The sequence below is a fragment of the Pseudomonas massiliensis genome, assembly GCF_000826105.1.
Lineage (GTDB): Bacteria > Pseudomonadota > Gammaproteobacteria > Pseudomonadales > Pseudomonadaceae > Aquipseudomonas > Aquipseudomonas massiliensis.
The window spans coordinates 1,899,402-1,923,025 of record NZ_CCYK01000007.1 but is presented as its reverse complement, the minus strand read 5'-3'; the positions used below and the strand labels follow the sequence as shown (position 1 = coordinate 1,923,025).

Below are 23,624 nucleotides of genomic sequence, written 5' to 3'. Positions count from 1 at the left end.
TGTCACAGCTTGAAGCGCAGCAGCGTGCTATTGAGGGCGACCGCCAGGCGCGACAGGTCATTGCCGGCGGCCGCGGTCTGTTGCGCGCCGGCGGCGGTCTGGATCGACAGATCGCGGATGCTGACCAGGCTGCGGTCCACTTCCCTGGCGACCTGGGCCTGCTGTTCAGTCGCCGAGGCGATGTTCAGGTTACGGGCATTGATCTGCGCAATGGCGTGATTGATATCGACCAGGGCAGCGCCGGCCGCTTCGGCCACGCTTACGCTGATGCGCGCCCGTTCGCTACTGTCATTCATGGACTTCACCGCCTTGTCGGCACCGGCCTGGATGCCCACGACCATTTCCTCGATCTGCGCGGTGGACTGCTGGGTCCGATGGGCAAGGGCGCGTACCTCATCGGCGACCACCGCAAAGCCACGTCCGGCTTCACCGGCGCGTGCGGCTTCGATGGCGGCGTTGAGCGCCAACAGGTTAGTCTGCTCAGCCACACCCCGAATCACTTCCAGTACCCCGCCGATGCTTCGCACCTGGCCGGCGAGGGCATCGAGTTCCTCGGCGGCGCGGTCGACCGCGCCTTGCACGTCGTTGATCGCATGCACGGTCTGGCCTACCTGACGTTGACCATGCTCGGCTGCCGTGCTCGAGGCTTGCGCCGCCTCGGAGGCCAGCACTGCATTGCTGGCCACTTCTTCCACGGCGGCCGACATCTGGTTCATGGCAGTGGCGGACTGGGCGATTTCGTCGTTCTGGCGTTGGATGCCGCGCAGGGCATCATCAGTGACCGCGGCCATTTCCTCGGAGGTCGAAGCCAGGCGGGTCGAAGAATCCCCCAGCTCGCCCAGGGTCACTCGCAGATTGGCCTGCATCTGTGCCAGGGCGCCCAGCAGGCGACCCGGTTCGTCCTGTGCGTCCGCGGCCACGGGCTGGCTCAGGTCATTGTCAGCGATACGCTCGGCCACACCCAGGGCACGGCTGATAGGGCTCACCAGGCTACGGGTGAAGAGTGTCGCCAGGGCCACGGTCGCCGCCAGCGCGAGCAGGATCACGACAATGGTGACTTCCTTGGCCTGTTGGTAGGTAGCCGTGGCATTGCCTTCCTCACGTTTGACCTTGCCATCGATCAAGCCATTGAGCCGGTCGATCAACCCTTGGACCTGCTCGGCGGCGAGGGTCATCTCGCCACCGCTGGCGGTCAGGGCCACGATGGTCGCGTCCTGGTTGGCCCGCACAGCAGTGAGGTAACGGTCGTGTACCTCCAGGTAGGCGCGGGTCGCGCGTACCAGCTCCGCGTGGGCCCGCTGGCCCTGCTCACTGATCAATAACGGGCGCAGGACCTCCAGATCGCTGTTCAACGCTGCCCGGGCGCCCTGAATCCGCTGCTCGGCGGAGGCGATGGTGGCGTTGTCCTTGGCCAAGCGCAGGCTGCTGTTGAACAGGCGGATGGAAAGCAGATCATTGCGCAGTTGGTCGATGGTCTGCACGCTGGGCAACACATTGAGTTGCAGAACCCGCTGGGATTCCCGTATGGCAGATACCTGTCCCAGGGAGAACAGGCCGAAGCCCAGTACCAGCAGGGCGAAGAAACCGAAGCACAGCAACGAACGTTGAGCGATGCGCAATTGACGTAAGAACATACAACCCCCAGTCGATAAGTACCCCTATTATCGGCTGAAACGCTACAGCTTTAATGTGGCATGGCACACATCTGCATAATGGCGATGTGCCATAGCCGATCGGCGGCTGCGATCATGGGGTTGGGGGCAGCGCAGGAGCAGGGGGATCCTGAGCCTCGGACTGAGAAGCAAGGTAGGCCACCAGATCGGAGAGTTTCTGATCGCTACCAATCCACCAGAAGTTCATCCGCGTGCCCGGGACCACGCCCTTGGGGTCATCGATGTAAGCCTTGAGCTTGTCCGGCGTCCAGACGAAACCGGCATTCTTCAAGGCAGTGGAGTATTGATAGCCAGGGTCGCTGCCGGCCGGGCGGCCGACCACTCCGGTGAGGGCAGGGCCGAAGGCCGACTGTGCGCCCGGACCAATGGTATGGCAGCCACCGCAGCGGCCCTTGAACAGCGCGCGACCGGCTTCCACATCGCCTTCAGCCATCGCACTGGCTTGAGCGCCAAGCGGAAACAGCAGCAGCAAGGCAAGACTACATCGGGTGATCATGGTGGTATCCGCAGTGGAAATCACGGTCATAAATACGATGGATGCTCGCCGCTTGCAAGCAGCAGGCTCGTGACCGGATGTCGCAGCCAGGGCGGGGCAGGTGCCTGAACCCCTATCGGCCGCGGATGGTCTACCCAGGAACTCTTGCAATCAGGCATTACGATGGAACGACAGCAATGGATCGAGCTGCTGCAGAAGCTGTTGCTCGCACGTGGCCCTGGAGGCCAGGAAGATGAAGTGCGCCAGATCTGCGCTGAGGCGTTGGAAGGCGTCTGTGATGAACTACGGGTAGACCCGGCCGGCAACCTGGTCGGGGTTATCCGGGCAGTCGCCCCAGCGCCGCCAGAGTCAGCCGTCAAGCTAATGGCTCACCTGGATGAAATCGCCATGGTGGTCGAGCTTGTCGATGCCGATGGCACACTCCAGGTAACCGCGCTTGGCGGCGCTCAACCCATCAGCTTCGGCGCCTGCCCGGTGGACATACTTGCCGACGAAGGCAGCTTGCCCGGCGTGCTCTCCTTCGGCTCCATGCATAATAGCGGCGCGAGCCAGCAGGGGCGCGACGTGCTAAGCGGCCAGGTGGCCTGGAGCGACGTGCACGTGGTAACTCGGCTCAGTCGTGAAGCCTTGGTCGCGCGCGGCGTGCGGCCAGGCAGTCGGGTAGTGCTGAGCCAGCATTGGCGGCAGCTGTTTCGCGTCAATGATGCCTTGGCGGCGCATTTCATGGACGATCGGGCGCCGCTGGTGGCCCTCATATTGGCGGCGCGTCAGCTAGCCCAGCGTCGCGAGGCGCTGCGCCAGGACGTCTGGTTCGTATGCACGACCCTTGAGGAAGAGTCCAATGCCGGCGCCATGTATGCGGCGGCGCGCCTGCCCGGCGAGACCACCATCGCCGTGGAGGTAGGCCCGGTGCTGGAGGAGTACGGCACGCGGCTCTCAGCGGAGCCCATCATCAATACCGGGGACCAGAAAGGCTATTACACCCGTAGCGTGGTACAGGGGCTCGTCGCCGCCACGGAGGCGGCGGGGGTTGGCTCGCAGGTCGCCCTGCTGGTAGATTTTGCCTCCGATGCCAGCGCGGTCATGAGTGCAGGGCACTGTGCCCGAGGTGGCTGCATCGCCATTCCCACCGAAAATACCCACGGCTACGAGGTGGTACTGGAAGCGGGCATCGAGGCTTGCGCCGCTACCCTGGTCGAATTCGTGCTGGCCAACCCAGCCGCAACATAAGGAGATTCAGGATGGCCAGGCTACGGTTCAGGTCTCTCCATTACACTCGCCGGCTGGTTTCCATGCTGGGCTTGAGCCTGCTGGTCGGGTGCGCCGGCCATGATACCCATTCAGATGTCACCGCGCCGGGGGCGCCGGCCAGCACCTCCACCCGCGCCCTTGACGCCGGCGCTGACCTGCTGCAAAGCCGTCCGCCCGTCGATGCCTTGAATGCCTACCTCGATGGCTTCCACTTCTACAATGGCCATCCCGGCATGCAGATGGAGGCTCATCACTATTGCGCCGTGCTCAACGAGGAAGTGATTCAGTGCGTGATCTATGACGGCAATCAGAACGACGCGAAGCTGATGGGCGTGGAATACATCATCAGTGCCCAGCGCTATGCCAGCCTGCCATCGGCCGAAAAGCCGCTATGGCACAGCCATGTCCACGAAGTGAAATCAGGCACCCTGGTAGCGCCCGGCTTGCCGGCGCCGGCCGAGCATGCCCTGATGGAAAAGCTGGTCGGCACCTATGGCAAGACCTGGCATACCTGGCATACCGACCTTGACAAGCAACTGCCACTGGGGGTGCCGCAATTGATGATGGGCTTTACCGCGGACGGGCAAGCCGATCCGGCCATGATCCAGCGTCGCGACCGCCGGTTGGGTATCAGCAGCGCCGATGAGAAGCGTGCCCGGGCCGATATCCCGGCGCCGACGGTGGACCCCGGTGCCGATGCCTGGCAGCGTGGCAAGGTGGTTCAAGTCGATGATCCTACCGGCCAGTACATCAAGGCCGCGGAGGCCATGGAACAGTCCTCCGGCAGTAATGCCCATTCCACTCACCCTTGAGGATTGTTGCCGGGAGATATCGCATCAGAGCGAAGATGGCGCTTTGCCAAAGCGCTACTTCGTCGTACAGTCAGCCTTACTGTTGCCATGGTTGTGTTCCGTTGTCGTGGCCCTGAACGTTACAAGGGGAATGACATGCAGGACCAGGATCACGGCGCCAACGGCGGTGCCGCGGAAGCCATCAACCGGTTCTTCGACGAGTTGGCGGCGGTGCGAATGCCCCATGGAATAGCCTGGGGACACCAGACCCAGGTCAGCGAGTTGCGTGCCAAGGCCCTGCAAGCCATCGGCACCGAGTACCTGAGCGAAGAACTGGTGGGTTATCTCAGCGGCCTGGCCGTGAGCGGCGCACTGACGGCGGATCAGGTAAGTCATTTTTCTCGACATCTGCGCACGCTCAAGCAGCATGGCTGGCTATAAGCCAATTCGGTGATGGCTCGCGTCGAGGCTGCCCCTGCCTGACCGTTGGTGACTCCCGCGGTTGCGCTGAACTGGGCGGCCCCGTACCCTGAGCGCACCCGCCTCAATGGCCATTTGCCCTCACGCGTTATGCCCCTGATACCCTCCAGCGTCCCGGAATGGCGGGCGTCCCTGTCTGCGCGTGCCTCCAGTCGCTTCGTCCAGGGTTACGTCGGCGGACACGTGCTGCGCCTGTGCGCGACCACCACGGCAAGCCTGCTGGCGGTGTTCGCGGTGGATATACTGACCCTGGTCTATGTGGCCATGCTTCACGACCCCTTGCTGCTCGCCGCGGTGGGCGTGGCCAAGACGCTGGTATTCCTCAACAGCGGGGTCATGTCCGGGCTGGTGACCGCTGCCGGCGCCCAATGGTCCGGCCGTATCGGCCGGCTGGGGCGGGGCGTGAGAAGCCGCTGGGCGGCAAATCTGCTTTGGCTCGCCCTGGCGCTGTCCGGCGCCCTCGGTCTGTTCGAACTGGCCGTGGCAGCGCCGGCCATCGCCTGGTTCGGTGCCGACCCGGCTGTCTGGCAGGCCGGCAAGGCCTTCGCGATCTGCGCGGTACCCGCCGCCGCGCTCAGCTGCGTGATGCAACTGTGCGCCCAGTTGCTCAGGAGCGAAGGGCATCATCGCACCGCCCTCATGGTGGTTCTCAGTGGCGCACTGAGCCTTGCGGCGTTAGACCCACTATTCATTTTCGCCTTTGGCATGGGCTTGCGCGGGGCTGGCTTGGCCTATGCGCTGTCTGCCGCCGTCGCCGCGGTCACCGGCATCACCCTCGTGGCTCGCCATATAGGACTACGCTGGGCGTGGCGACCGGTCCTGTTTGTGGTGCATGCCCGTCGGGCCTTAAGGCTCGCCGTGCCCACGATGTTGGGTACGCTGGCCATGCCCTGCGCCGTTACCTACCTGATGCTGACGCTCTCCGGTTTTGGCGCCCCGGCGCTGGCCGCCATGGCTGTCATCGATCGTCTCCTGCAATTGGGTTATGCCTTCTACTTCGCCTTGCCCAATGCACTGACCCCGGTGCTGGCGCAGAATCTTGGCACGGGCCATTTGGAGCGGGCGCGACAGGCCTCGCGCTTTACACAAGGGCTCGTTGTGCTCTATGGTCTGGCCGCGTGGATACTGTTCACGGCCCTGGCCAATCCACTGGCCCGGCTGTTCGAACTGCCCGCGGACGCACAGCCGCTATTTCTGCTGTTCTGTCACTTCGGCGCTGGCCTGTGGGTGTTCTTCGGCCTGGACTTCGTCGCCCTGGCCAGCTTCCTGGCCCTGGGCAGGCCTTGGTGGGTCGCCGGGTTCGCCTGGCTACGCGCCAGTCTCGGCACCTGGCCGTTCGTGCATTTCGGCGCTCAGGCCTGGGGCGCGGGTGGGGCATTGCTGGGGATGTGGCTCGGAAATGCTCTGGTCGCCGCGCTGGCTGTAGTGACCGCCGGCATCCTGGTGCGGGCGGTCGCGACGCGCAATACTTCGGTTTCCATTTACTCCTAGCGGATCACCATGGCTGTCAAGGATTCACCAGCTTCAAGCGCCGAGCAGGCGACGCCCAAGCGTCGGCGCGCCCCGAAAGGCGAACAGCGACGGGCGGCCCTGCTGGACGCCGCGACTGTCATGATTGCCCGCGATGGCTTTCAGGCGGCCTCGATGCGCGACATCGCCGAGCTGGCCGGCATCACCACCGTTGGCCTCTTGCATCATTTTCCAAACAAGGTTGCGCTGTTGCGCGCGCTGCTCGACCGCCGAGACCAACGGGTGGTCGAGCGTTTTGGCGACCTGCTCGACGCGCCCACGCTCGAAGGGTTCATGCGTTTCCTGCGCATGGGCATGACATTCAGTGTCGAAACGCGGGATGAATGCCAGGCCGCGGTGATGATCAATACCGAGAGCCTGTCGAAGAACCACCCGGCCTGGCCGTGGTACAGAGAAAAGTTCGAGATGACCCACGCCCACGCCCAGGCACACCTGCAGTCGCTGGTGGAACGGGGTGAGATTCGTGCCGGCGTCGACGTCAGGGCCCTCGCCCAGGAAATCTTTTCCGTGATGGACGGCCTGCAGATTCAATGGCTGCGCGGGCCCAAGGACGTGAAAGTACTGGCCGTGTTCGACCAGTACCTTCAGCGGTTGGAGCGGGACCTGCGAGGCCCGACCGACGCTCAGGCGCCCCGGCCGGCCCCGCAGGGTGCGACTCAGTAGGTCTGCTGCGCCGTTACCTGCACCGCCTTGCGGATCGGCGCGGGCAATGGGTTGCTGTCGCGGGTGGTCAGCTGCTCAGGGTAGAGCGTGACCAGGGTACGCACCAGCGCCAGGTCTTCGGAGTTGGTGCCGACGCGGATCTTGAACTTGCCTGCATCGACGTTCCAGCTGTCGGTGTTTTCGACGTAGTAAGCCAGGGAGCGGGAGTCGATCGGAATACTCACGGTCTTGCTCTCTCCGGCCTTCAGGTACACCTTGGCGAAGCCCTTGAGCTCTTTCTCCGGACGGTCCACGGCCGAGGAAACCGGTTGCACGTACAGCTGCGCGGTCTCGTAGCCTGCCTTGTCCCCGCTGTTGGTCACCGTGAATTTCACGGTCACGGTGCTGCCTGGCGTCAACACGTTGCTGGACAGCTTCAGGTCGCTGTAATCGAAGGTGGTATAGGACAGCCCATAGCCGAAGGGATACAGCGGCTTGGCGTGCTTCTTGTCATATCCGCGGTAGCCCAGGTAGATGCCTTCGCTGTAGGTCATCTCGCTCAGGGCGTTATCACCACGGTAGGCCGCCGGGTCCGAATAGGAGGCGTAGCTAGGGTTGTCTTCTATCTTCTTGTCGATAGTGATCGGCAGCTTGCCCGACGGATTCACCTTGCCGAACAGGATCTCTGCCAGTGCCTGGCCACCTTGCTGGCCGGGGAACCAGGCATGCAGGGATGCGCCCACCTTGGTTGCCCAAGGCTGCATGTTCAAGGAACCACCGCTATGCAGCACCACGATGGTCTTGGGGTTGGCCTTGGCGGTGTAGGTGATCATGTCCGACTGATACTCGGGCAGGTCAAAGCCGTGATCGATGGACTCGCCCTCGTATTCATAGGTATTGCCGGCGGCCACCACTACGGCGTCGTAGTCTGCCAGGTTCTTCGGCGGACGCAGCGAAGCCCAGCTCATCTGCACCCCAGCCAGCCCGCCGAGGAAGGTGGTGTAGTCGCCGCGAGTGCGACGGTATTCCAGCTTGACGCTGTATTCCTTGCCGGCGGTGAGCTTGGCTGTCTTGCCGGAACGCGATACAGGGTTCAGCAGGTCGGTGGCAAGGGGCACGCCGTCGCTTTCCAGCACCAGCTCATCGTTGACCCACAGCTTGAAGGGCCCGTCCGCGCGGACCTTGAATACCTGCTCGCCGCTGATGGTCGGCTTGATCTTGCTGGTGAAGCGGGCGGAGAAGGCTCCGGCGGTCGGGGTGAAGCCCGAGACCGTGGTGCTTCCGGCGTTGGTGACGTTGTCGCTGGTGGTCCAGTCCAGGTTGACCCCAGGTTCTACGCGCGTCAGCACCGGATCGCCGGCGAACTCGGTATTGCTGAAGTACTCGGCCTTGACGCCACTGTTGCTGATGCTGTTCTTGCCACTGGCTGGCTGGTACCAGACCGAGGCCTTCGGATTGAGGCTCATTTCGGACAGGTAGGTCACGTTGCCGCTGGCCGAGGCCAGTTGCTGCAGGCCGCTGAGTTCGGTCACATAGGTGTTGGGCGGCGAGTTGGCGGTCCCGAACGGCGAAGAGGGCGCTTCCAGGGCCAGGTCACCGATCACCGCGATCCTGGCGGTGCGCGCCAGGGGCAGGAGCGGCTGGCTACCGTCGACCTTCTCGTTGCGCAGCAACACGATCGATTCGCGCGCCACGTTCAGAGAGGCGCGCTGGCCGTACTCCGGGTGCTCGAGGGTCTGGGCGGTATTGAGCTTGGTGTCGAAGCCGTAGCTGACCATGCCGCGCAGGTTGCGCCGGACCTTGTCGTCGATCACGTTCTGGGTCAGCTGGCCGCTCCACAGATAGGGCAGCAGCTTGGCCTCGGTGAACTGCAGGCCGGACGGCATGTCGATGTCGGTGCCGGCCCAGGCCCCTTTGAAAGCATCGGTGACCGAGTTGAAGTCACTGATCACGAAGCCCTGGTAGCCCCATTCACCCTTGAGCACGTCCGTGATCAGATGATGGTTTTCGCAGGCGAAGTCGCCGTTGATCTTGTTGTAGCCGCACATCACCGAGGCCACGTTGGCATTCTTCACCAACGACTCGAAGCCAGGCATGTACAACTCGCGCAGGGTGCGCTCATCCACCTTCACGTTCAGGTTATGCCGGTTGGCTTCCTGCTCGTTGGCGATGAAATGCTTGGCTCCGGCCTGGATGCCCTGGGCCTGGATGCCATTGGCGATAGCCGGCCCAAGCGCAGCGCCGAGGAATGGGTCTTCCCCACTCACATACTCAGCGGCGCGGCCGCCAAAGGGCGTGCGGAACAGGTTCAGCCCCGGGGATAGCATCTGCTGGCCGCCGGCGATGCGGGTCTCGTAGCCGATGGCCAGGCCGAATTCCTTGGCCCGGTTCAGGCTCCAGGTCGCGGCCAGCGCGGTCTGCGCCGGGTACTGGGCGCCGAAGGTTGCATTGTTGACATGAACCCCCATGGAGGAGTCGTAGGCGACCGTTCCCTGCATGCCGAATTTGCTCAGCACCGGGATCATGTGGCCATCATCCACTCGGGTGAAATTGATTTTTTCCGATTGGCTCATGTTGTCCAGCACGGCGCCAACGCGGGCTTCCACGTCGTTGCCGGTCTTGGGTGTCACAGGCGCGGCGGCATGGGCCTGGGCCACGCTGAAGGCGAGCAGGCTCAAGGTGAGTGTCTGTTTAAGTGTTGACAAGGGATACGTCCTTTTAGGCGACAGTCGAAAAGCAGGGCTGCTCAGGGCTGCTGCGCCTGGGCCGGGTCGTCTTCAGTAGCGATGGGAGCATCGAGCACAGCGCTCGGGCCGTTGACCTGGGGCTTGGCGATCTCGCTGACGCCCGACGCCTGATCGCGCTTTTGCTCGAAAGCCTCGCGCGCTGCCTGGCTCACGGACGCCCCGGCGCTCTGCGTCGAATCGTCCGCCAAAGTTGGTAAGGAATGCGCGCACAGAAGTGCAGCGCCTACTACAGACAATAGTCGTCTGGTCATCGATAGGCTCTCGATAATAGTTTAGGGGTGAACAGCCAGCAGCGTCCGATAACAAGATGTATCAGAAATAACCGCTGCGTAAGTGCGGATGATGCCGTTAAAAGTTCAACGGGCGCAAAAAAAATTTTAGTTTGGGATCGCCGATCCGAAGAAAAACGAAGGAACGGCCCCTTGCCTTAGCTCTTGTCGCCGAATGTCATTTGCTAAAATTGCTAAAAAACAGGTTATTGTGGTTAAAAATATCTGTCGATATAGTCTTATAGCTATAACTATGATGTTCGTGGAGGTGTTTGGGCTAATCGTAGCTTTTGCTAAACCTAGTTGCAGGTAGGTTTAACGTTCTGGTAAGCTGCGGCGGCATCGAGACCCTGCCCGCCTTGGTCTGATGAAAGTTGCTACTTTACCTGTCGCTTAATTGCTCCATTAGTTCGGGTGAATAGGCCTGGTCAGGCCGTTGATCACAGTTTTGAAGTTCGCCCGACCTTTGCTGGTCTTGGGCGCGGAAGCATTCACTCAGAGAAAACTCGCCAGAGTCTTACGGTATGTTCAACTTGGATATCGCGACATGGCCAAAGACCAGTTCCGTTCTGGCCTGGTTGTTGGAACATACCGACGTTGCCAGTGGCGACATTGCCCGGGCGCGCAAGCTGGCCGAGCGTTCAGTCGACCATGATGACGAGGTCGTGCGGGTACTGCTGCGCCTGGGCCTGCTCAGCGATGAGCAAGCCGCCACGGCCTATGCCCAAGTGCTGGGCGTACCTCGCTACCACGGCGGGATGCCTGATGAGGCCCCAGCGATAGGCACCGAACGCTTTCTTCGTCAGTACGCGGTGGCGCCGGTCGAGCACCGCGAGGCCGGGCTGCTGGTCGCCGCCGCCGCGCCCGTCAGCGCCTATGCCTTGCAGGCCCTTGAACAGTGCGGCGGCCGGCCCGTGTCCTTGGTGATCGCCACGGGCCAGCAGGTGCAGGCGCTTATCGAACGCAGCCACGGTCAGGGCCGCAGTGCCATGGACGCGCTGATCGAGAACCTGGACGAACCCGGTGATCGGGATGACGACGTGGAGCACCTGCGGGACCTGGCCTCCGAGGCGCCGGTGATCCGGCTGGTCAACCTTATCTTGCAGAAGGCCGTGGAATATCGCGCATCCGATGTGCACGTGGAGCCCTTTGAAGACCAGTTGCAGGTGCGCTACCGGGTCGACGGCCTTTTGCTCAACGGTGAATCACCGCCCCCCGGCTATGCGGCGGCGGTTGTGTCACGGCTCAAGATCATGGCACGGCTGGATATCGCCGAGCGACGGCTGCCTCAGGACGGTCGCATCATGCTGCGCCTGCAGGGCCGTGAGCTGGACCTACGGGTATCCACCGTTCCCACCAGTTTCGGCGAGTCTGTGGTGATGCGCCTGCTGGACCGACAAAACGTACGCTTCGATTTTTCCCACTTGGGTATCGACGGCCCGCGTTTGCAAGCCTTGCTGGACCTGTTGGAGCACCCGCACGGCATTCTCCTGGTGACCGGGCCGACCGGTTCCGGGAAAACCACCACCCTGTACACGGCGCTGTCGCGGCTCAACACCCCCGAGCGCAAGATCATCACTGTGGAAGACCCGGTCGAATACCAGCTCGAAGGCATCAATCAAATCCAGGTCAAGCCTGCCATTGGCCTGGATTTTCCCACGGCCCTGCGCTCGATCGTACGGCAAGACCCGGACGTGATCATGATCGGGGAGATGCGCGACCTTGAAACCTGCCGGATCGCCATCCAGTCGTCCCTGACCGGTCATCTGGTGCTTTCCACGCTACACACCAACAGCGCGGCCGCCAGTATCACCCGCCTGCTGGACATGGGCGTGGAACATTACCTGATCGCCTCCACGGTGCAGGGCATCCTGGCCCAGCGGCTGGTCAGGCGCCTGGACCCCGCCACGCGGATCGCCTTCCAGGCACCGCCAGAACTCATTGCCCGACATGAGCTGCACCGTCATACGGACGAGCGCCCGATTCGGCTCTACCGCGCCGATCCCACCGCGCCCGGCGGCGGCTACCTGGGCCGCAGCGCGATTACCGAGCTGCTGGTGATGAACGATGAACTGCGTCAGTTGCTGACCCGACAGGCCGACGCCGCCACCCTCGAGGCCTGTGCTCAGCGCCATGGCCTGGTGACCCTCTATGAAGATGGCCTGCGCCAGGCGCTGGCAGGCATCACCACCTTGGAGGAAGTGCTGCGCGTCACGCGCGGCGATTGATATGCCGGTCTATTCCTTCAAGGCCCTGGCTGCCGACGGCAGCATGCACAGGGGCGAAATCGACGCGGCTGATCCTCAGCTCGCGGCCACCCGCCTGCAAGCCCGCGGGCTGCTGCTGCTCAGCCTCAAGCCGGGTATCGGCGGATCGGTACTGGGGCGTAGCCGTCGGGTGTTCAAGGCCGCCGCCCTGGTCAGCTTCACCCAGCAACTGGCTACCTTGCTAGGTGCCGGCCAGCCGCTGGAGCGGGCCCTGGGCAGTCTGCTGCGCCAAGCCAAGGAACCACGGGTACAGGCATTGGTACAAAGGGTCCGTGAACAGGTCAAGGGCGGCAAACCCTTCTCACAGGCTCTGGAAGAGGAGGGCGGCCAGTTCTCCACGCTCTACCTGGGGCTGGTGCGCGCCGGGGAAGCCGGAGGCACCCTTGACACCACCCTGGCCCAGTTGGGCCAGTACCTGGAGCGCAGCCAGGCCCTGCGCGCCGGGGTGGTCAACGCGCTGATCTATCCGGCTTTCCTGGTCTTCGGCGTCTTGGGCGCGCTGGGGCTGTTGCTGGCTTATGTGGTGCCACAGTTCGTGCCGATCTTCCGCGACCTTGGCGTCCCCATTCCGTGGATCACTGAAGCGATCCTGGCGCTCGGCACCTTCATGAGCCAATACGGGTTGGCCCTGCTCGCGGTCGCGATAATGCTGCCCTGGGCCGTGTCGATGAGCCGCCGCCAGCCAGGGCTTCGCGAGCGCCAGGACCGCTGGCTGCTGCGTGCGCGGGGCCTGGGCCCCTTGCTTGGCAAACTCGAGGCGGCGCGCCTGGCCCGCACCCTTGGAACCCTGCTTGACAACGGCGTGGCGCTGCTGCCGGCGCTGCTGATCGTACGGCAGCTGAGCGCCAACCATGCCATGCGTGCCCAGGTAGGCGAGGTCAGCGAACGGGTCAAAAGCGGCCAGCGCCTGGCCGCGGCCTTCGAGCACGACCCGCTGCTGCCCGAACTTGCCCTGCAGATGATCGCCGTGGGCGAGGAGTCCGGCCAGCTCGCCGCCATGCTGCTCAAGGCCGCGGATGTCTTCGATGTCGAGGTCAAGCGCGGTATCGACCGTTTGCTGGCGGCGCTGGTGCCCAGCCTCACCGTGGTCATGGCCGCCCTGGTGGCCGTGATCATGCTCGCCGTCATGCTCCCCTTGATGAGCCTTACCAGTCATATCTGAGGAACCTCCATGCAACGCTTCCGTTCTCGTCCAGCGCATCAGCGCGGCTTCACACTTCTTGAAATGCTGGCCGTAATCGTCCTGCTCGGCATTGTTGCCACCATCGTTGTCCGTCAGGTGGGCGGCAACGTAGACAAGGGCAAATACGGCGCCGGCAAGGCTCAATTGGCCAGCCTTGGAATGAAAGTCGAGAGCTACGCCCTGGACGTAGGCGCGCCGCCTGCCAACCTGAACCAGTTGGTCACCCGCCCGGCCAACGCCCGCCAGTGGGCCGGCCCCTACGCCAAGGCATCGGATCTGCAAGACCCCTTCGGCCACGGTTTCGGCTACCGCTACCCGGGTGAACATGGCAGCTTCGACCTGATCTTCTATGGCCAGGACGGTGTTCCGGGTGGCGAGGGCTATAACGCAGACCTGGGTAACTGGGAATAAGCCACGTGCCGAGCCTGCCTATTTCGCTGCCGCGTAGCCGCGGCTTCACCCTGTTCGAACTGCTGATCGTCTTGCTGCTGTTAGGGGTCGCCGCGGGGCTTGCCGGCATTGGGATGCAGCGAGGACTGGCGCGGGCAGCGGAACAGAGCGCCCTGAATCAGATGGTCAATGCCCTGCGCGCCGCACGGGTGCACGCCATCGTGACCGGTCAGCCAGCTCAGGCACGCTTCGACCTTGACGCACGTACGGTAAAAGGCCCGGTTGGCCCGGCGAGCCAATGGCCGGCGTCGTTGCACCTGCGCCTGCACACTGCCCAGGCCTTGGGCGCAGCTTATGAGTTCTATCCTGATGGCGGCGCCAGCGGCGGCAATATCGGCGTCAGCGATGGCGCCCGCGCGTGGCGTATCGATGTGGCCTGGCTGACCGGCTCCGTGAGGCTGCGCGAGCTGCCATGAAGCATGTACGCGGTTTCACCCTGCTGGAGATGCTTGCCGCACTGACGGTATTGGCCCTCTGCGCGGCTGCCGCGTTGGGTGGCTTCGCCCAGGGCGCTCGCGCGCTGCAGCAGAGCCAGGGCAGTGACCGCCTGAGCCTGGCCGCGCGCTCGCTGTTCGAAGCGCTGGGTGAAGGGGCCCTGCAGCCAGGACAGCAACAAGGCATATGGGACGGTGTGGAATGGACCCTGCAGGTTCGCCGCGAACCGACGGCGCCCGGCCTCGCCCTTTACCGTCTGGAGCTGAGCGTAGCGGCCCAGGGCCGGCAGCAGATCTTTTCCAGTTTGCGCGTACGTACCCAAGGGGTGAGGCCATGACCGGCCAGCGAGGTTTCACCCTGTTGGAAATCCTGGTGGTCCTGACCCTGATGGGCTTGTTCCTTGGGCTGGTGGGCGTCGCCATCGTGGGAGCCAATCGTGCCCTGGCCAGGGTCGAGGCCTACGGCACACAGTTGGACGAGGTCCGCGCGACCCAGGCGTACCTGCGCCGAGCGCTGAGCCAGGCGCTTCCCCTGAGCGCGCCGGCCGGTGACGGCAGCCAGCCCCAGCGCTTCGTGGGTGACGCCACCACCCTGATGTTTTTCGCCCCCATGGCCGGCACCGTGGTGGCCGGCTTGCAACAGCAGCGAGTTTTCCTGGACGACCAGTGCCTGATGGTGAGCTTCGCCGAACTGACAGGAGGGGGCCTGACGCCTCTGGGCGATGCCCAGGTGCTGCTGCATGGCGTCTCTGACTTGGCGTTCAGTTACCAGGGTATGAACTCTTTGGGCCAGCCTACCGGCTGGATAGCGCAATGGCCTTGGCCGGAACGGCTGCCTCGGGCAGTGCGTATCGACCTTCGCCTGGCCGGCGCCGTGCCTTGGGTGCGCCAGCAGGTCGGCCTGCGCATGGACCTTTCCAGCGAGCCGGGCCTATGAGCAGGCAAAGGGGCATGGCGCTGCTGGTGACGCTCTGGGTACTGGCACTCTTGAGTGGCGTACTGGCGGCGGTCGCTGGCACGGTGCGCCTTGAACTGCGCCAGGCCCGCTGGCAGCAACAGTCCACCCAGGCCGTGCTCACCGCGGAAGCCGGAATCAGCCTCGCCGTGCTTGGCCTGCAGGCGAGTTCACCGCGGCTTCGTTGGCGGGCCGACGGCCAGGATCACGAGCACGCTTTCGATGGCGCCACTCTACGGATCAGTGTGCGCAGTGAACGTGGCAAGCTCGACCTCAACAGCGCCCCGGCCTCTACCCTGGTGCGTTTCCTCCAGGCCTTTGGCGCTGACGGCGCCAGCGCAGCCCAGCTGACGGCCGCGCTGGCCCGTCAGCGTGAACACAGGCCTCTGCGCACGCCTGAAGAGCTGCGCCCGCTGCCAGGCATGAGCGCGACGCTCCACGCACGCATCGCCCCATTCATCACGGTGTGGTCGGGGCAGCCGCAGCCGGATGGTGCCCTGGCGGCAGCGCCCTTGACGCGGGCCCTGGGCCTGCCACGAGTCGCTGGCATGGCTTTGGAGCCAGGGCAGATTTTCACCATCACCAGTCGTGCCCACCTGCCCAATGGAGCCCGGGCCACTGTGCGAGCCACCTTGCTCATGATCACCGCGAAGGAGGGCGCCAGGCCTTATCGGGTTTTGCGCTGGCAAACATGACCTCACTGTTTATCGCCTGGCGCTCGTATCGCGCCGCGCTCGGCACCTGGTGGCGAGCCAGCACCGCGCGCCCTCTCTATCACGCCTGGCTGGCGGAGCTATGGGCGTTGCTGCCAGCTTTCCTGCGCGCCCGGCTGGATGTGGCTCCCGACACAAGGCGCATTGACTGGCCGCTGGTCGAGGCCCTGGAGCCGGGCACGCGCGTTACCCTGGTACTGCCCGGTCGCGAGGTACTGTGCCCGCCGGTCAGTTTGCCCGCGGCGGCCGCTCGGGACCTGAGGGCCGTACTCGGGTTCGAGATGGATCGTTATGTCCCGTACCCGGCGCAGCAGCTTTATTACGACGCCCGGGTGGTAGAGCGGCAGGGCGATAAGGTGCGCGTTCAACTGGTCGTCATCCCGCAGGCGCGCCTGGATACGATCATCCAGGCCTGCCACGGGCGAGGCCTTACCCTGGCCGGAATCGACGCGCGCGCCGATGATGGCCGCAGCCTGGCGGTCGACTTGCTGCCACCCAGTCAGCGCCCCCGACCAGCGCCCGGCCGGTTCCTGGATCGCGGCCTGGCCTGGCTGGCGGCCGCGCTGCTGCTCCTGGCAATGCTTGGGCTGTTGCACCAGCGTGACGCCGAGCTGGAGCGGATGCAACAGGCCGTCCAAGGGCAGCGTCAGGCCTTGGCAAAGCTGGAGGCCGTCCGCCGGGAACTGCTCAATACCGAGGGTGCCGCTACCTACCTGGCCGGCTTGAAAGCCGCTCGCGCGCCCTTGGCCAGTGTCTTGGCCGATCTCAGCCAGTGCCTTGACGATGACACCTGGCTCGAGCAACTGGAAGTCAGCGAAAACGGCGAGCTGTCCATGAGCGGACAGAGCTCGAGGGCCAGTAGCCTGATCAGTCAGCTCAAGCAATGCCGGACCCTGGGGGAGGCACGTTTCCAGGGTGTCATCCAGCCGGACGCCGGCACGGGCCGGGAGCGCTTCTCCCTTATCGCACAGCTCACCAAGGAGCCCAGCCATGGCGCGTCCCCTGACCAACCGTGAGCGCAAGGTAGCTGCGCTGCTGGCGGTTCTCGTCGTGGCCTGGCTGGCGTGGACGCTGTTGATCGATAGCTGGTTCAGCGGCCCGCTGCGCGCAATGTCCGCGCAGGCCGAGCAATTGCGCGAACAGCAACAGCGCTATGCTCGGCAGCTCAGCCAGGGGCCGGAGCTGCAGGCCCGGCTGGAGCGTGCGCGCCAGCAACCTGCCGCCCAGGGTAGCCTGCTGGCCGGTGATGACCCTAGCGTGGCCGCGGCTGAACTGATGCAGCTAGTGATGGACCAGGTCAAGGCCGCTACTACAGCCGGCCTCGGCTGCGAAGTGACCCAGCGGATGCCGATGGTGGCTCCGCCCGAAAACGGCGAGCCCTACCAGGCAGTGAAGGTGAGCCTCACCCTGGAATGCGCCATAGAGCCTCTGATCAAGCTGTTCCAGGCCCTCGAGTACCGCCAGCCCTATCTGTTCATCGATGCCCTGAGCATCCATCGCCAAGCTGGCGCTGCCGCCCAGGGCGGCCCAGGAACGCTTCAGGTTCACCTGCTGGTACGTGGCTACCTGGCACCCACCGCCGGGGAGGCAAGTCCCGAATGAAGCCAACCCCGGCCCGCCTGGGCCTGCTCGCTCTCAACGCCCTGTTGGCCCTCAGCCTTGCGCGGCTATGGACGGATGACACTGGGTCTCTTCACTGGCTGCCTCAGGGCACTGCCGACACTGGCGCGAAACAGGTGGCGGAGCCGGTGCCGGCCTTGCCGGTCGCCACGCTGGCAGACCTGGCCGTTGCCTGGAGACGCCCGCTGTTCAGCCCGGCGCGCCAGCCCGACCCTGGCCCCGCGGCGGCCGCCGCGCCAGGCCTCGAAGGCCTCAGCCTGAGTGGCGTGATCATCGACGGCGATGCTCGCTGGGCGCTGCTGCGCCAGCGCGATAAACGCCCCTTGCGGCTAAAGCGTGGCGATCGCCTGGACGGCGATTGGCTGCTCGCCGAACTCGACGCTACCAGCGTCACCTTTACTCGCCAGGGCCAGGTTCGCCGCCTGAGCCTGCCCTTCGCCCGCTTGCCGGCGCCAGGGACCTCGCCAATACCCAAACTCTCAGATGTACAGCAACCATGACCGAACACAGTCGCGCTTCTTTTTCCTTCCTGCGCTTACGGGCGCCCTTGATGAGCCTGGCCGCCGCGCTGGCGTTGGCCGGCTGCGCCGCCGACCATGGCCTGGAGAACGACCCCAGGCTGATGGGCGAAGCCCTGGCCGGCACCGGGGCCTCGCGGCCAGCTTTGCCGGTGGACAGCGAAGAACCTTCGCCGGTCCCCGATGCCACCGCCAGCGTGACGACTCCGCCGCAACGCCAGGTCAGGGCCGGCACGCAACGCTTCGTACGGCCGGCCAAGGCCGTGTCAGCGTCGACGGACAGCGAGCAGGGCGAGGTGGTCTTCAACTTTACCGACCAGCCCATCGAAGCGGTGATCAATACCGTGCTCGGTGACCTGCTGCACGAGAACTACAGCATCACCCAGGGGGTGAAGGGCAACGTGAGCTTCTCCACGTCCCGCCCGGTGACCAAGCGGCAGGCGCTCTCCATCCTGGAAACCCTGTTGTCATGGACCAACAACGCCATGATCCGCCAAGGCACGCGCTATGTGGTGCTGCCGGCGGACCAGGCGGTGGCCGGCAAGCTGGTCCCGGAAGTGGCTGTCAGCGCGCCCGCCAGCGGGCTTTCAGCGCGGATGTACCCGCTGCGCTACATAGGCGCGGCGGACATGCAGAAGCTGCTCAAGCCCTTCGTGCGGGAGAATGCCTTCCTGCTGGTTGACCCCGCGCGCAATCTGCTCAGCCTGGCGGGTACCCCAGAGGAGTTGGCCAACTACCAGGACACCATCGACACCTTTGATGTGGATTGGCTTAAGGGCATGTCCATCGGTGTGTACGGGCTGCAACGGGCATCGGTGGCCGAGCTGATGCCGCAGTTGCAGAAGCTGTTCGGCCCCGACAGCGGCATGCCCCTGGCCAGCATGGTCAAGTTCATGCCCAATGAGCGCACCAACTCCATAGTCGCGATTTCGCCCCAGCCCGAATACCTGCGGGAAGTCGGGGACTGGATTCGTACCATCGACGAAGGGGGCGGCAACGAACCGCAGCTGTACGTCTATGATGTGCGCAACATGAAAGCCGCGGACCTGGCCGGTTATCTGCGGCAGATCTACGGCAGCAGCCAGGCCAGGCAGGAAAGCGCGGCCAAGGTAGCGCCCGGGGTCAAGACCACTACGCTAGGTTCGCTCAACGGCACTGGCGGCACTACCATGGGCGCCAGCGCCGGCGCCTTGAATGGCGCGGCCACCACGGCAATGTCGGGCGGGCTATCCGGGGCCGCGGAGGAAAGCGCCGACCAGGACAGTGCCGAGCAGGACGGCCAGGACACCAGCGAGTACAGCGGTACCAGCCAGGCGTCCCAGCAGACCCACGGCTTGCAGGAGACCGTGCGTATCAGCGCGCAGAAGGGCACCAACCAGTTGCTGGTACGCACTCGGCCGGCTCAGTGGAAGGAAATCGAAGCCGCGATCCGGCGCCTGGATACCTTGCCCCCGCAGGTCCAGATCGAAACGCGCATCCTCGAGGTCAAGCTCACCGGCGAGCTGGACCTGGGGGTGCAGTGGTATCTCGGCCGCCTGGCTGGCAACTCATCGAGCACCACCGTGGCCAACACCAGCGGCAGCCAGGGCGCGCTCGGCAGCGGCGGGGCGGGGCTGGGTTCCAGCGACTCGTTGTTCTATTCCTTCGTGAGCAATAACCTGCAGGTCGCCTTGCATGCGCTGGAAACCAGCGGTCGCACTCAAGTGCTGTCGGCACCGTCCCTGGTGGTGATGAACAACCAGCAAGCGCAGATCCAGGTGGGCGACAATATCCCCATCAGTCAGACCACCGTCAGCACTACCACTTCGGATACGACCTTGAGCAGCGTCGAATATGTGCAGACCGGCGTCATCCTGGATGTAATCCCGCGCATCAACCCGGGCGGGCTGGTGTCCATGGAGATCCAGCAGCAGGTCAGCGACGCCGACAGCAGCAATGTCACCACCAGCCAGCCGAATCCCGTCATCTCCACCCGCTCGGTGTCTACCCAGATCGCCGTACAGAGCGGCCAGACCATTCTCCTGGGCGGATTGATCAAGCAGGACAACAGCGAAAGCGTATCGAGCGTGCCCGGACTTGGCCGGGTGCCTGGCCTGCGCTGGTTGTTCGGCAGCACCAGCAAGAGTCGCGATCGCACCGAGCTGATCGTGCTGATCACGCCGCGGGTGGTCAGCAACACCAGCCAGGCCCGGCAGATTACCGATGACTACCGGCAGCAACTGCAATTGCTCAAGCCGGGGGCAAGCGCCCAGGCCTGGTAAGGCGGTGGACTTGAAGATCCCGCTACATTGGTTGCCTCGACGTTGTCCGAGGCAAGCACCTGGGGTAGCGTTGCTCCTCTGTCCATGCCTTCTCGAGGAACTGCAATGAGCGACGCTACCTGGCACGCCGAACCCCTGACCTGGGGCCACGGTCCGCGTGTTTTCGAAGTTTTCCTGGAACCGACCTGCCCATTCTCGGTAAAAGCCTTCAACAAGCTTCAGCCGTTACTGGCGTTGGCAGGTGAAAACCGGCTGACCCTCAAGGTGCGCTTGCAGTCGCAACCCTGGCATCTGTATTCAGGCGTGCTGGTGCGCTGCATCCTGGCGGCGTCCACCTTGCCCAATGGCAAGGCGCGCGCCTGGGACGTGATGGCGGCCATTGCGGCCCATCGGGAGGAGTTCGAGTTCGAACATCATGCCGCCGGGCCCAACCTGGATGCCACGCCGAACCAGATCATTGCGCGCCTGGAAGGATACAGCGGGGTACCGCTCGAGGCAGCCTTCGCCATTCCCGACCTGGATCGGGAAATCAAATGGCACTGCAAGTACGCCCGGCAGAACGGCATCCATGTGTCGCCTACCTTCATGATCGATGGCCTGGTCCAGCCTGGGTTGGGCAGCGGTGATTCACTCGAAACCTGGCTGCGACACCTGCGTTTGAGCTGATCCGCGCGTCCTAGGCTCATGTAAGCCGCGGTGTTGCCGATAGAGGGGCGTCACACTGAGGCAGCCGCTGCCCGGTGTGCTCCTACTTCAAGGTAAAGCCCAGCCATGCGCGACGCGTCATCCGTTCGTTCCAATCACATTCACGCCACAAGGCGGTTCGCTTGGGGCTTTGTAGCCTTGATGGCCGCGCTTTTCGTCATTGCCGCGGTGGCCCTTGTAGTCATCGCCCGCGAGCAGAACGCTCGCCAGGCGGAACATTCGGTGGCCGATGTCGCGCGGGCCTTCAAGAGCAACGGACGCTTGCTCAACATCGCCTTGGCTGACTACGCCTTCTGGGACGATGCCTATCGCTATGCCGGTCAGCGCTCGGTGGACCTGGACTGGGCATTCGAGCGCGATAACATGGGGCCCTCGCTGTTCAGCAACTATTCGCTGGAAGGGGTATTCATTCTCGACACCACGCTCAATACGCGCTATGCCGTCGTCGATGGCAAGCTGAGCGACACCAGCGCCGCCCGCTACATCAACGCGGACCTGGCCGCGCTGGCGAGCCTGGCACGGAAGCGGGCCGTGGATGACCAGACAGCCCACGGCTATTACCTGATCCAGGGCCGTCCCGCGCAAGTCTACGCCGCCGCCATCAAACCCTCCGAGATGGATGACCCCAAGGCCCTGGCCAAGACTTGGGTGCTGGTCTACGTGGATATACTGGATCTGCCCCGCATGGCAACCGACGAATTCGCCGTACAGGGGCTGGAAGCGCATATCGGCCAGGCGCATCCGGCGACGGCAACGTCCTTGCGGGTCAAGGGCGACCTTGACACCCAGCTGGAGCTTGGCTGGACGGCCGAGCGACCAGGCGATGCCTTCATCCGGCCCCTGCTGCCGGCGCTGGGCTTGATCCTGGCCGTGTTCGGTCTGCTCATGGGGGTATTGCAACGCCGCATGTTGCGCTCGGCGGTCGCGTTCGATGCAGGCCAGGCCGCGCTGCTGCGAAGCGAGGAGCGGTTTCGTTCGATCACTGAAGCGTCCTCGGACTGGATCTGGGAAACCGACGGCAAAGGCCTGCTTACCTATCTTTCCGAGCGCTTCAGCGTCATGACGGGATTCTCTCGGGAGCAATGGCTGGGCCGGCCGCTGTGCGATCTGCTCCAGGTGTCATGGGAGCAGTTCTGCGGGGCGGCGGGCCAGGAAGCCGATGCCGCGTTACCGGCAAAGCGGCAGTTGGAGTGCAGCTATGCCGATAGCGAAGGGCGCCTGCGCGATTGCGTGCTTTCGGTACGTGCACTCGGTCACCCGACAGGCGCTTCGGGCTATTGCGGGACGGTGAACGACGTCACCCAGGAGGTGGAAGCCAAGCGCCGGATCAAGCACATGTCGCAACATGATGCGCTCACCGGTCTGGCGAACCGCGCCTACCTCTATACCCACCTGCAGACAGTGCTGGCTGACCGCCGCGAGCCGCTGTATCTGTTGAGCCTGGACCTGGACCGTTTCAAGCCTATCAACGATACCCTGGGCCACCCCACGGGCGACCGAGTGTTGTGCGAGATCGCCAATCGCCTGCGCCTGTGCGTGCGTGATCGCGACCTGGTTGCCCGACTCGGTGGCGATGAATTCGTGGTGGTCGTCGAACATCTGCCTGCAGGCTATTCGGTGGAAAATCTATGCGCGCGCATCCGCGATGCGCTGGGTCAGCCGATCATGCAGGGGGAGCACGAACTCACCGTAGGGGTAAGCATGGGCGTGGTGGTTGCGCCCCGAGACGGCACTCATCCCGGCGACCTATTGCGTTATGCCGACATCGCTTTGTACGAAGCCAAGGCTGCCGGCAAGAACAATTGGCAGTTCTACGCCTCGGAGATGAACGAGCGCGTACTGGAGCGACGCCAGGTGGAAACGGACTTGCGCAATGCCTTGCGTCGCTCGGAGCTGGTGCTTGAGTTCCAGCCTCGCTATGCAGTCAATGGCCAGACCCTGAGCGGCGCCGAGGCCCTGGTGCGCTGGCACCATCCTGGCCGTGGCCGGCTGCCACCGGCGCAGTTCATCGGGGTGGCCGAGGAAACCGGGCTGATCGTCCCGCTCAGCGACTGGGTGCTGCACACGGCCTGCCAGGCGGCGCTTGGCTGGGGCGGGGAGTTGGTGGTATCGGTCAACCTGTCGCCGGTGGAGTTCCAGCGTGGCGACCTGGTAGCCCGTATTCATCGGGTGTTGCAGCAGACAGGCTTGCCAGCGGCCCGGCTGGAACTGGAGATTACCGAAACCGTGTTGCTGGAGGATTCCGCGGCGGCCTTGACCATCATGCACAACCTCAAGCAGTTGGGGGTGCGCCTGGCCCTGGACGATTTCGGCACCGGCTATTCATCGCTCAGCTATCTGCGCACGTACCCCTTCGACGGCCTGAAGATCGACCGCAGCTTTATTGCGGACCTGCACGGCGAACGCCGCGGTACGGGCCTGGCGATCGTCGAATCCATCATCGGTCTCGGCCGCGCGCTGACCATGACGGTGACGGCCGAAGGCGTGGAAACCGACAGCCAGCTCAGCGACCTGGTCCAGGTGGATTGCGACGAAGCCCAGGGCTATCTTCTCGGCCGGCCACTGCCGATGGCGGATTTCCAGGCCCTGGCCGAGCAGGGCCAGCCCACGCCGGCGTAAACGTCGATAGCGGATGCGTG

22 protein-coding genes and 1 pseudogene are annotated in these 23,624 nt (G+C 64.2%); 18 read left to right on the top strand and 5 right to left on the bottom strand.

The genetic code is table 11. The annotated features are described in order from the left end of the window. Positions 1-2 precede the first annotated feature (2 nt). The 3 genes and pseudogenes from BN1188_RS22395 to BN1188_RS19515 form a co-directional block, all read right to left on the bottom strand. The gene (locus BN1188_RS22395; RefSeq protein WP_408633635.1) at positions 3-791 is read right to left on the bottom strand and encodes a methyl-accepting chemotaxis protein; all 789 of its coding nucleotides are present in this window, start codon (positions 789-791) and stop codon (positions 3-5) included. A gap of 69 nt (positions 792-860) precedes the next feature. Continuing rightward, positions 861-1,634 (bottom strand): annotated as a pseudogene (locus BN1188_RS22390) (MCP four helix bundle domain-containing protein); the annotation flags it as partial. A gap of 112 nt (positions 1,635-1,746) precedes the next feature. Then, positions 1,747-2,169 (bottom strand): c-type cytochrome, encoded by a 423-nt coding sequence (locus BN1188_RS19515; protein WP_040264334.1) that lies wholly within the window; start codon positions 2,167-2,169, stop codon positions 1,747-1,749. Positions 2,170-2,331: 162 nt separating this feature from the next. Between BN1188_RS19515 and BN1188_RS19510 the strand changes: the two genes are divergently transcribed. From BN1188_RS19510 to BN1188_RS19490, 5 genes are all read left to right on the top strand, one after another. After that, entirely contained in the window at positions 2,332-3,399 is a 1,068-nt protein-coding gene (locus BN1188_RS19510; RefSeq protein WP_040263273.1) for a zinc-binding metallopeptidase family protein, read from the top strand. A 62-nt stretch (positions 3,400-3,461) separates the two neighbouring features. Then, complete coding sequence (locus BN1188_RS19505) at positions 3,462-4,232, top strand: OBAP family protein (RefSeq protein ID WP_052469459.1); 771 nt, start codon at positions 3,462-3,464, stop codon at positions 4,230-4,232. A 135-nt stretch (positions 4,233-4,367) separates the two neighbouring features. Then, positions 4,368-4,652 (top strand): hypothetical protein, encoded by a 285-nt coding sequence (locus BN1188_RS19500; RefSeq protein WP_040263271.1) that lies wholly within the window; start codon positions 4,368-4,370, stop codon positions 4,650-4,652. Between the two features lie 129 nt (positions 4,653-4,781). Further along, complete coding sequence (locus BN1188_RS19495; protein ID WP_084596292.1) at positions 4,782-6,182, top strand: MATE family efflux transporter; 1,401 nt, start codon at positions 4,782-4,784, stop codon at positions 6,180-6,182. Positions 6,183-6,191: 9 nt separating this feature from the next. Further along, on the top strand, positions 6,192-6,884 hold the full coding sequence (locus BN1188_RS19490) for a TetR/AcrR family transcriptional regulator (RefSeq protein ID WP_052469389.1): 693 nt from the start codon (positions 6,192-6,194) through the stop codon (positions 6,882-6,884). Here the strand turns inward: BN1188_RS19490 and BN1188_RS19485 are convergent. Both BN1188_RS19485 and BN1188_RS22045 read right to left on the bottom strand, forming a co-directional pair. Next, positions 6,878-9,568 (bottom strand): beta-glucosidase, encoded by a 2,691-nt coding sequence (locus BN1188_RS19485; protein WP_040263269.1) that lies wholly within the window; start codon positions 9,566-9,568, stop codon positions 6,878-6,880. The two genes, BN1188_RS19490 and BN1188_RS19485, sit on opposite strands and share 7 nt — an antisense overlap. A gap of 41 nt (positions 9,569-9,609) precedes the next feature. After that, entirely contained in the window at positions 9,610-9,762 is a 153-nt protein-coding gene (locus BN1188_RS22045; RefSeq protein ID WP_232430946.1) for a hypothetical protein, read from the bottom strand. 641 nt (positions 9,763-10,403) lie between these two features. Between BN1188_RS22045 and BN1188_RS19475 the strand changes: the two genes are divergently transcribed. The 13 genes from BN1188_RS19475 (at position 10,404) to BN1188_RS19415 (ending at position 23,604) form a co-directional block, all read left to right on the top strand. Then, positions 10,404-12,107, top strand: coding sequence for a GspE/PulE family protein (locus BN1188_RS19475; RefSeq protein ID WP_052469388.1), 1,704 nt, complete (start codon positions 10,404-10,406; stop codon positions 12,105-12,107). Between the two features lies 1 nt (position 12,108). Then, positions 12,109-13,308, top strand: coding sequence for a type II secretion system F family protein (locus BN1188_RS19470; protein ID WP_040263265.1), 1,200 nt, complete (start codon positions 12,109-12,111; stop codon positions 13,306-13,308). Positions 13,309-13,317: 9 nt separating this feature from the next. Next, positions 13,318-13,740, top strand: a complete 423-nt coding sequence (gene gspG, locus BN1188_RS19465) for a type II secretion system major pseudopilin GspG (protein ID WP_040263258.1) — start codon at positions 13,318-13,320, stop codon at positions 13,738-13,740. 14 nt (positions 13,741-13,754) lie between these two features. Then, positions 13,755-14,195, top strand: coding sequence for a prepilin-type N-terminal cleavage/methylation domain-containing protein (locus BN1188_RS19460; RefSeq protein ID WP_040264324.1), 441 nt, complete (start codon positions 13,755-13,757; stop codon positions 14,193-14,195). Continuing rightward, entirely contained in the window at positions 14,192-14,551 is a 360-nt protein-coding gene (locus tag BN1188_RS19455; RefSeq protein ID WP_040263256.1) for a prepilin-type N-terminal cleavage/methylation domain-containing protein, read from the top strand. The genes BN1188_RS19460 and BN1188_RS19455 overlap by 4 nt, the downstream gene beginning before the upstream one ends. Then, positions 14,548-15,150 (top strand): prepilin-type N-terminal cleavage/methylation domain-containing protein, encoded by a 603-nt coding sequence (locus BN1188_RS19450; RefSeq protein ID WP_040263254.1) that lies wholly within the window; start codon positions 14,548-14,550, stop codon positions 15,148-15,150. The genes BN1188_RS19455 and BN1188_RS19450 overlap by 4 nt, the downstream gene beginning before the upstream one ends. Next, positions 15,147-15,863 (top strand): type II secretion system minor pseudopilin, encoded by a 717-nt coding sequence (locus tag BN1188_RS19445; protein ID WP_040263252.1) that lies wholly within the window; start codon positions 15,147-15,149, stop codon positions 15,861-15,863. Before BN1188_RS19450 ends, BN1188_RS19445 begins: the two co-directional genes overlap by 4 nt. Then, the gene (locus tag BN1188_RS19440; RefSeq protein WP_040263250.1) at positions 15,860-16,897 is read left to right on the top strand and encodes a PilN domain-containing protein; all 1,038 of its coding nucleotides are present in this window, start codon (positions 15,860-15,862) and stop codon (positions 16,895-16,897) included. Before BN1188_RS19445 ends, BN1188_RS19440 begins: the two co-directional genes overlap by 4 nt. Next, entirely contained in the window at positions 16,872-17,483 is a 612-nt protein-coding gene (gene gspM / locus BN1188_RS19435; RefSeq protein ID WP_040263249.1) for a type II secretion system protein GspM, read from the top strand. The genes BN1188_RS19440 and gspM overlap by 26 nt, the downstream gene beginning before the upstream one ends. After that, positions 17,480-18,001: a hypothetical protein gene (locus BN1188_RS19430; protein WP_040263247.1), complete on the top strand. Its 522-nt coding sequence runs from the start codon at positions 17,480-17,482 to the stop codon at positions 17,999-18,001. Before gspM ends, BN1188_RS19430 begins: the two co-directional genes overlap by 4 nt. Beyond that, positions 17,998-20,280, top strand: a complete 2,283-nt coding sequence (gene gspD, locus BN1188_RS19425; protein ID WP_052469387.1) for a type II secretion system secretin GspD — start codon at positions 17,998-18,000, stop codon at positions 20,278-20,280. Before BN1188_RS19430 ends, gspD begins: the two co-directional genes overlap by 4 nt. Before the next feature lie 105 nt (positions 20,281-20,385). Beyond that, positions 20,386-20,946, top strand: a complete 561-nt coding sequence (locus BN1188_RS19420; protein WP_040263245.1) for a DsbA family protein — start codon at positions 20,386-20,388, stop codon at positions 20,944-20,946. Positions 20,947-21,126: 180 nt separating this feature from the next. Beyond that, entirely contained in the window at positions 21,127-23,604 is a 2,478-nt protein-coding gene (locus BN1188_RS19415) for a bifunctional diguanylate cyclase/phosphodiesterase (RefSeq protein WP_052469386.1), read from the top strand. Positions 23,605-23,624 lie beyond the last annotated feature (20 nt).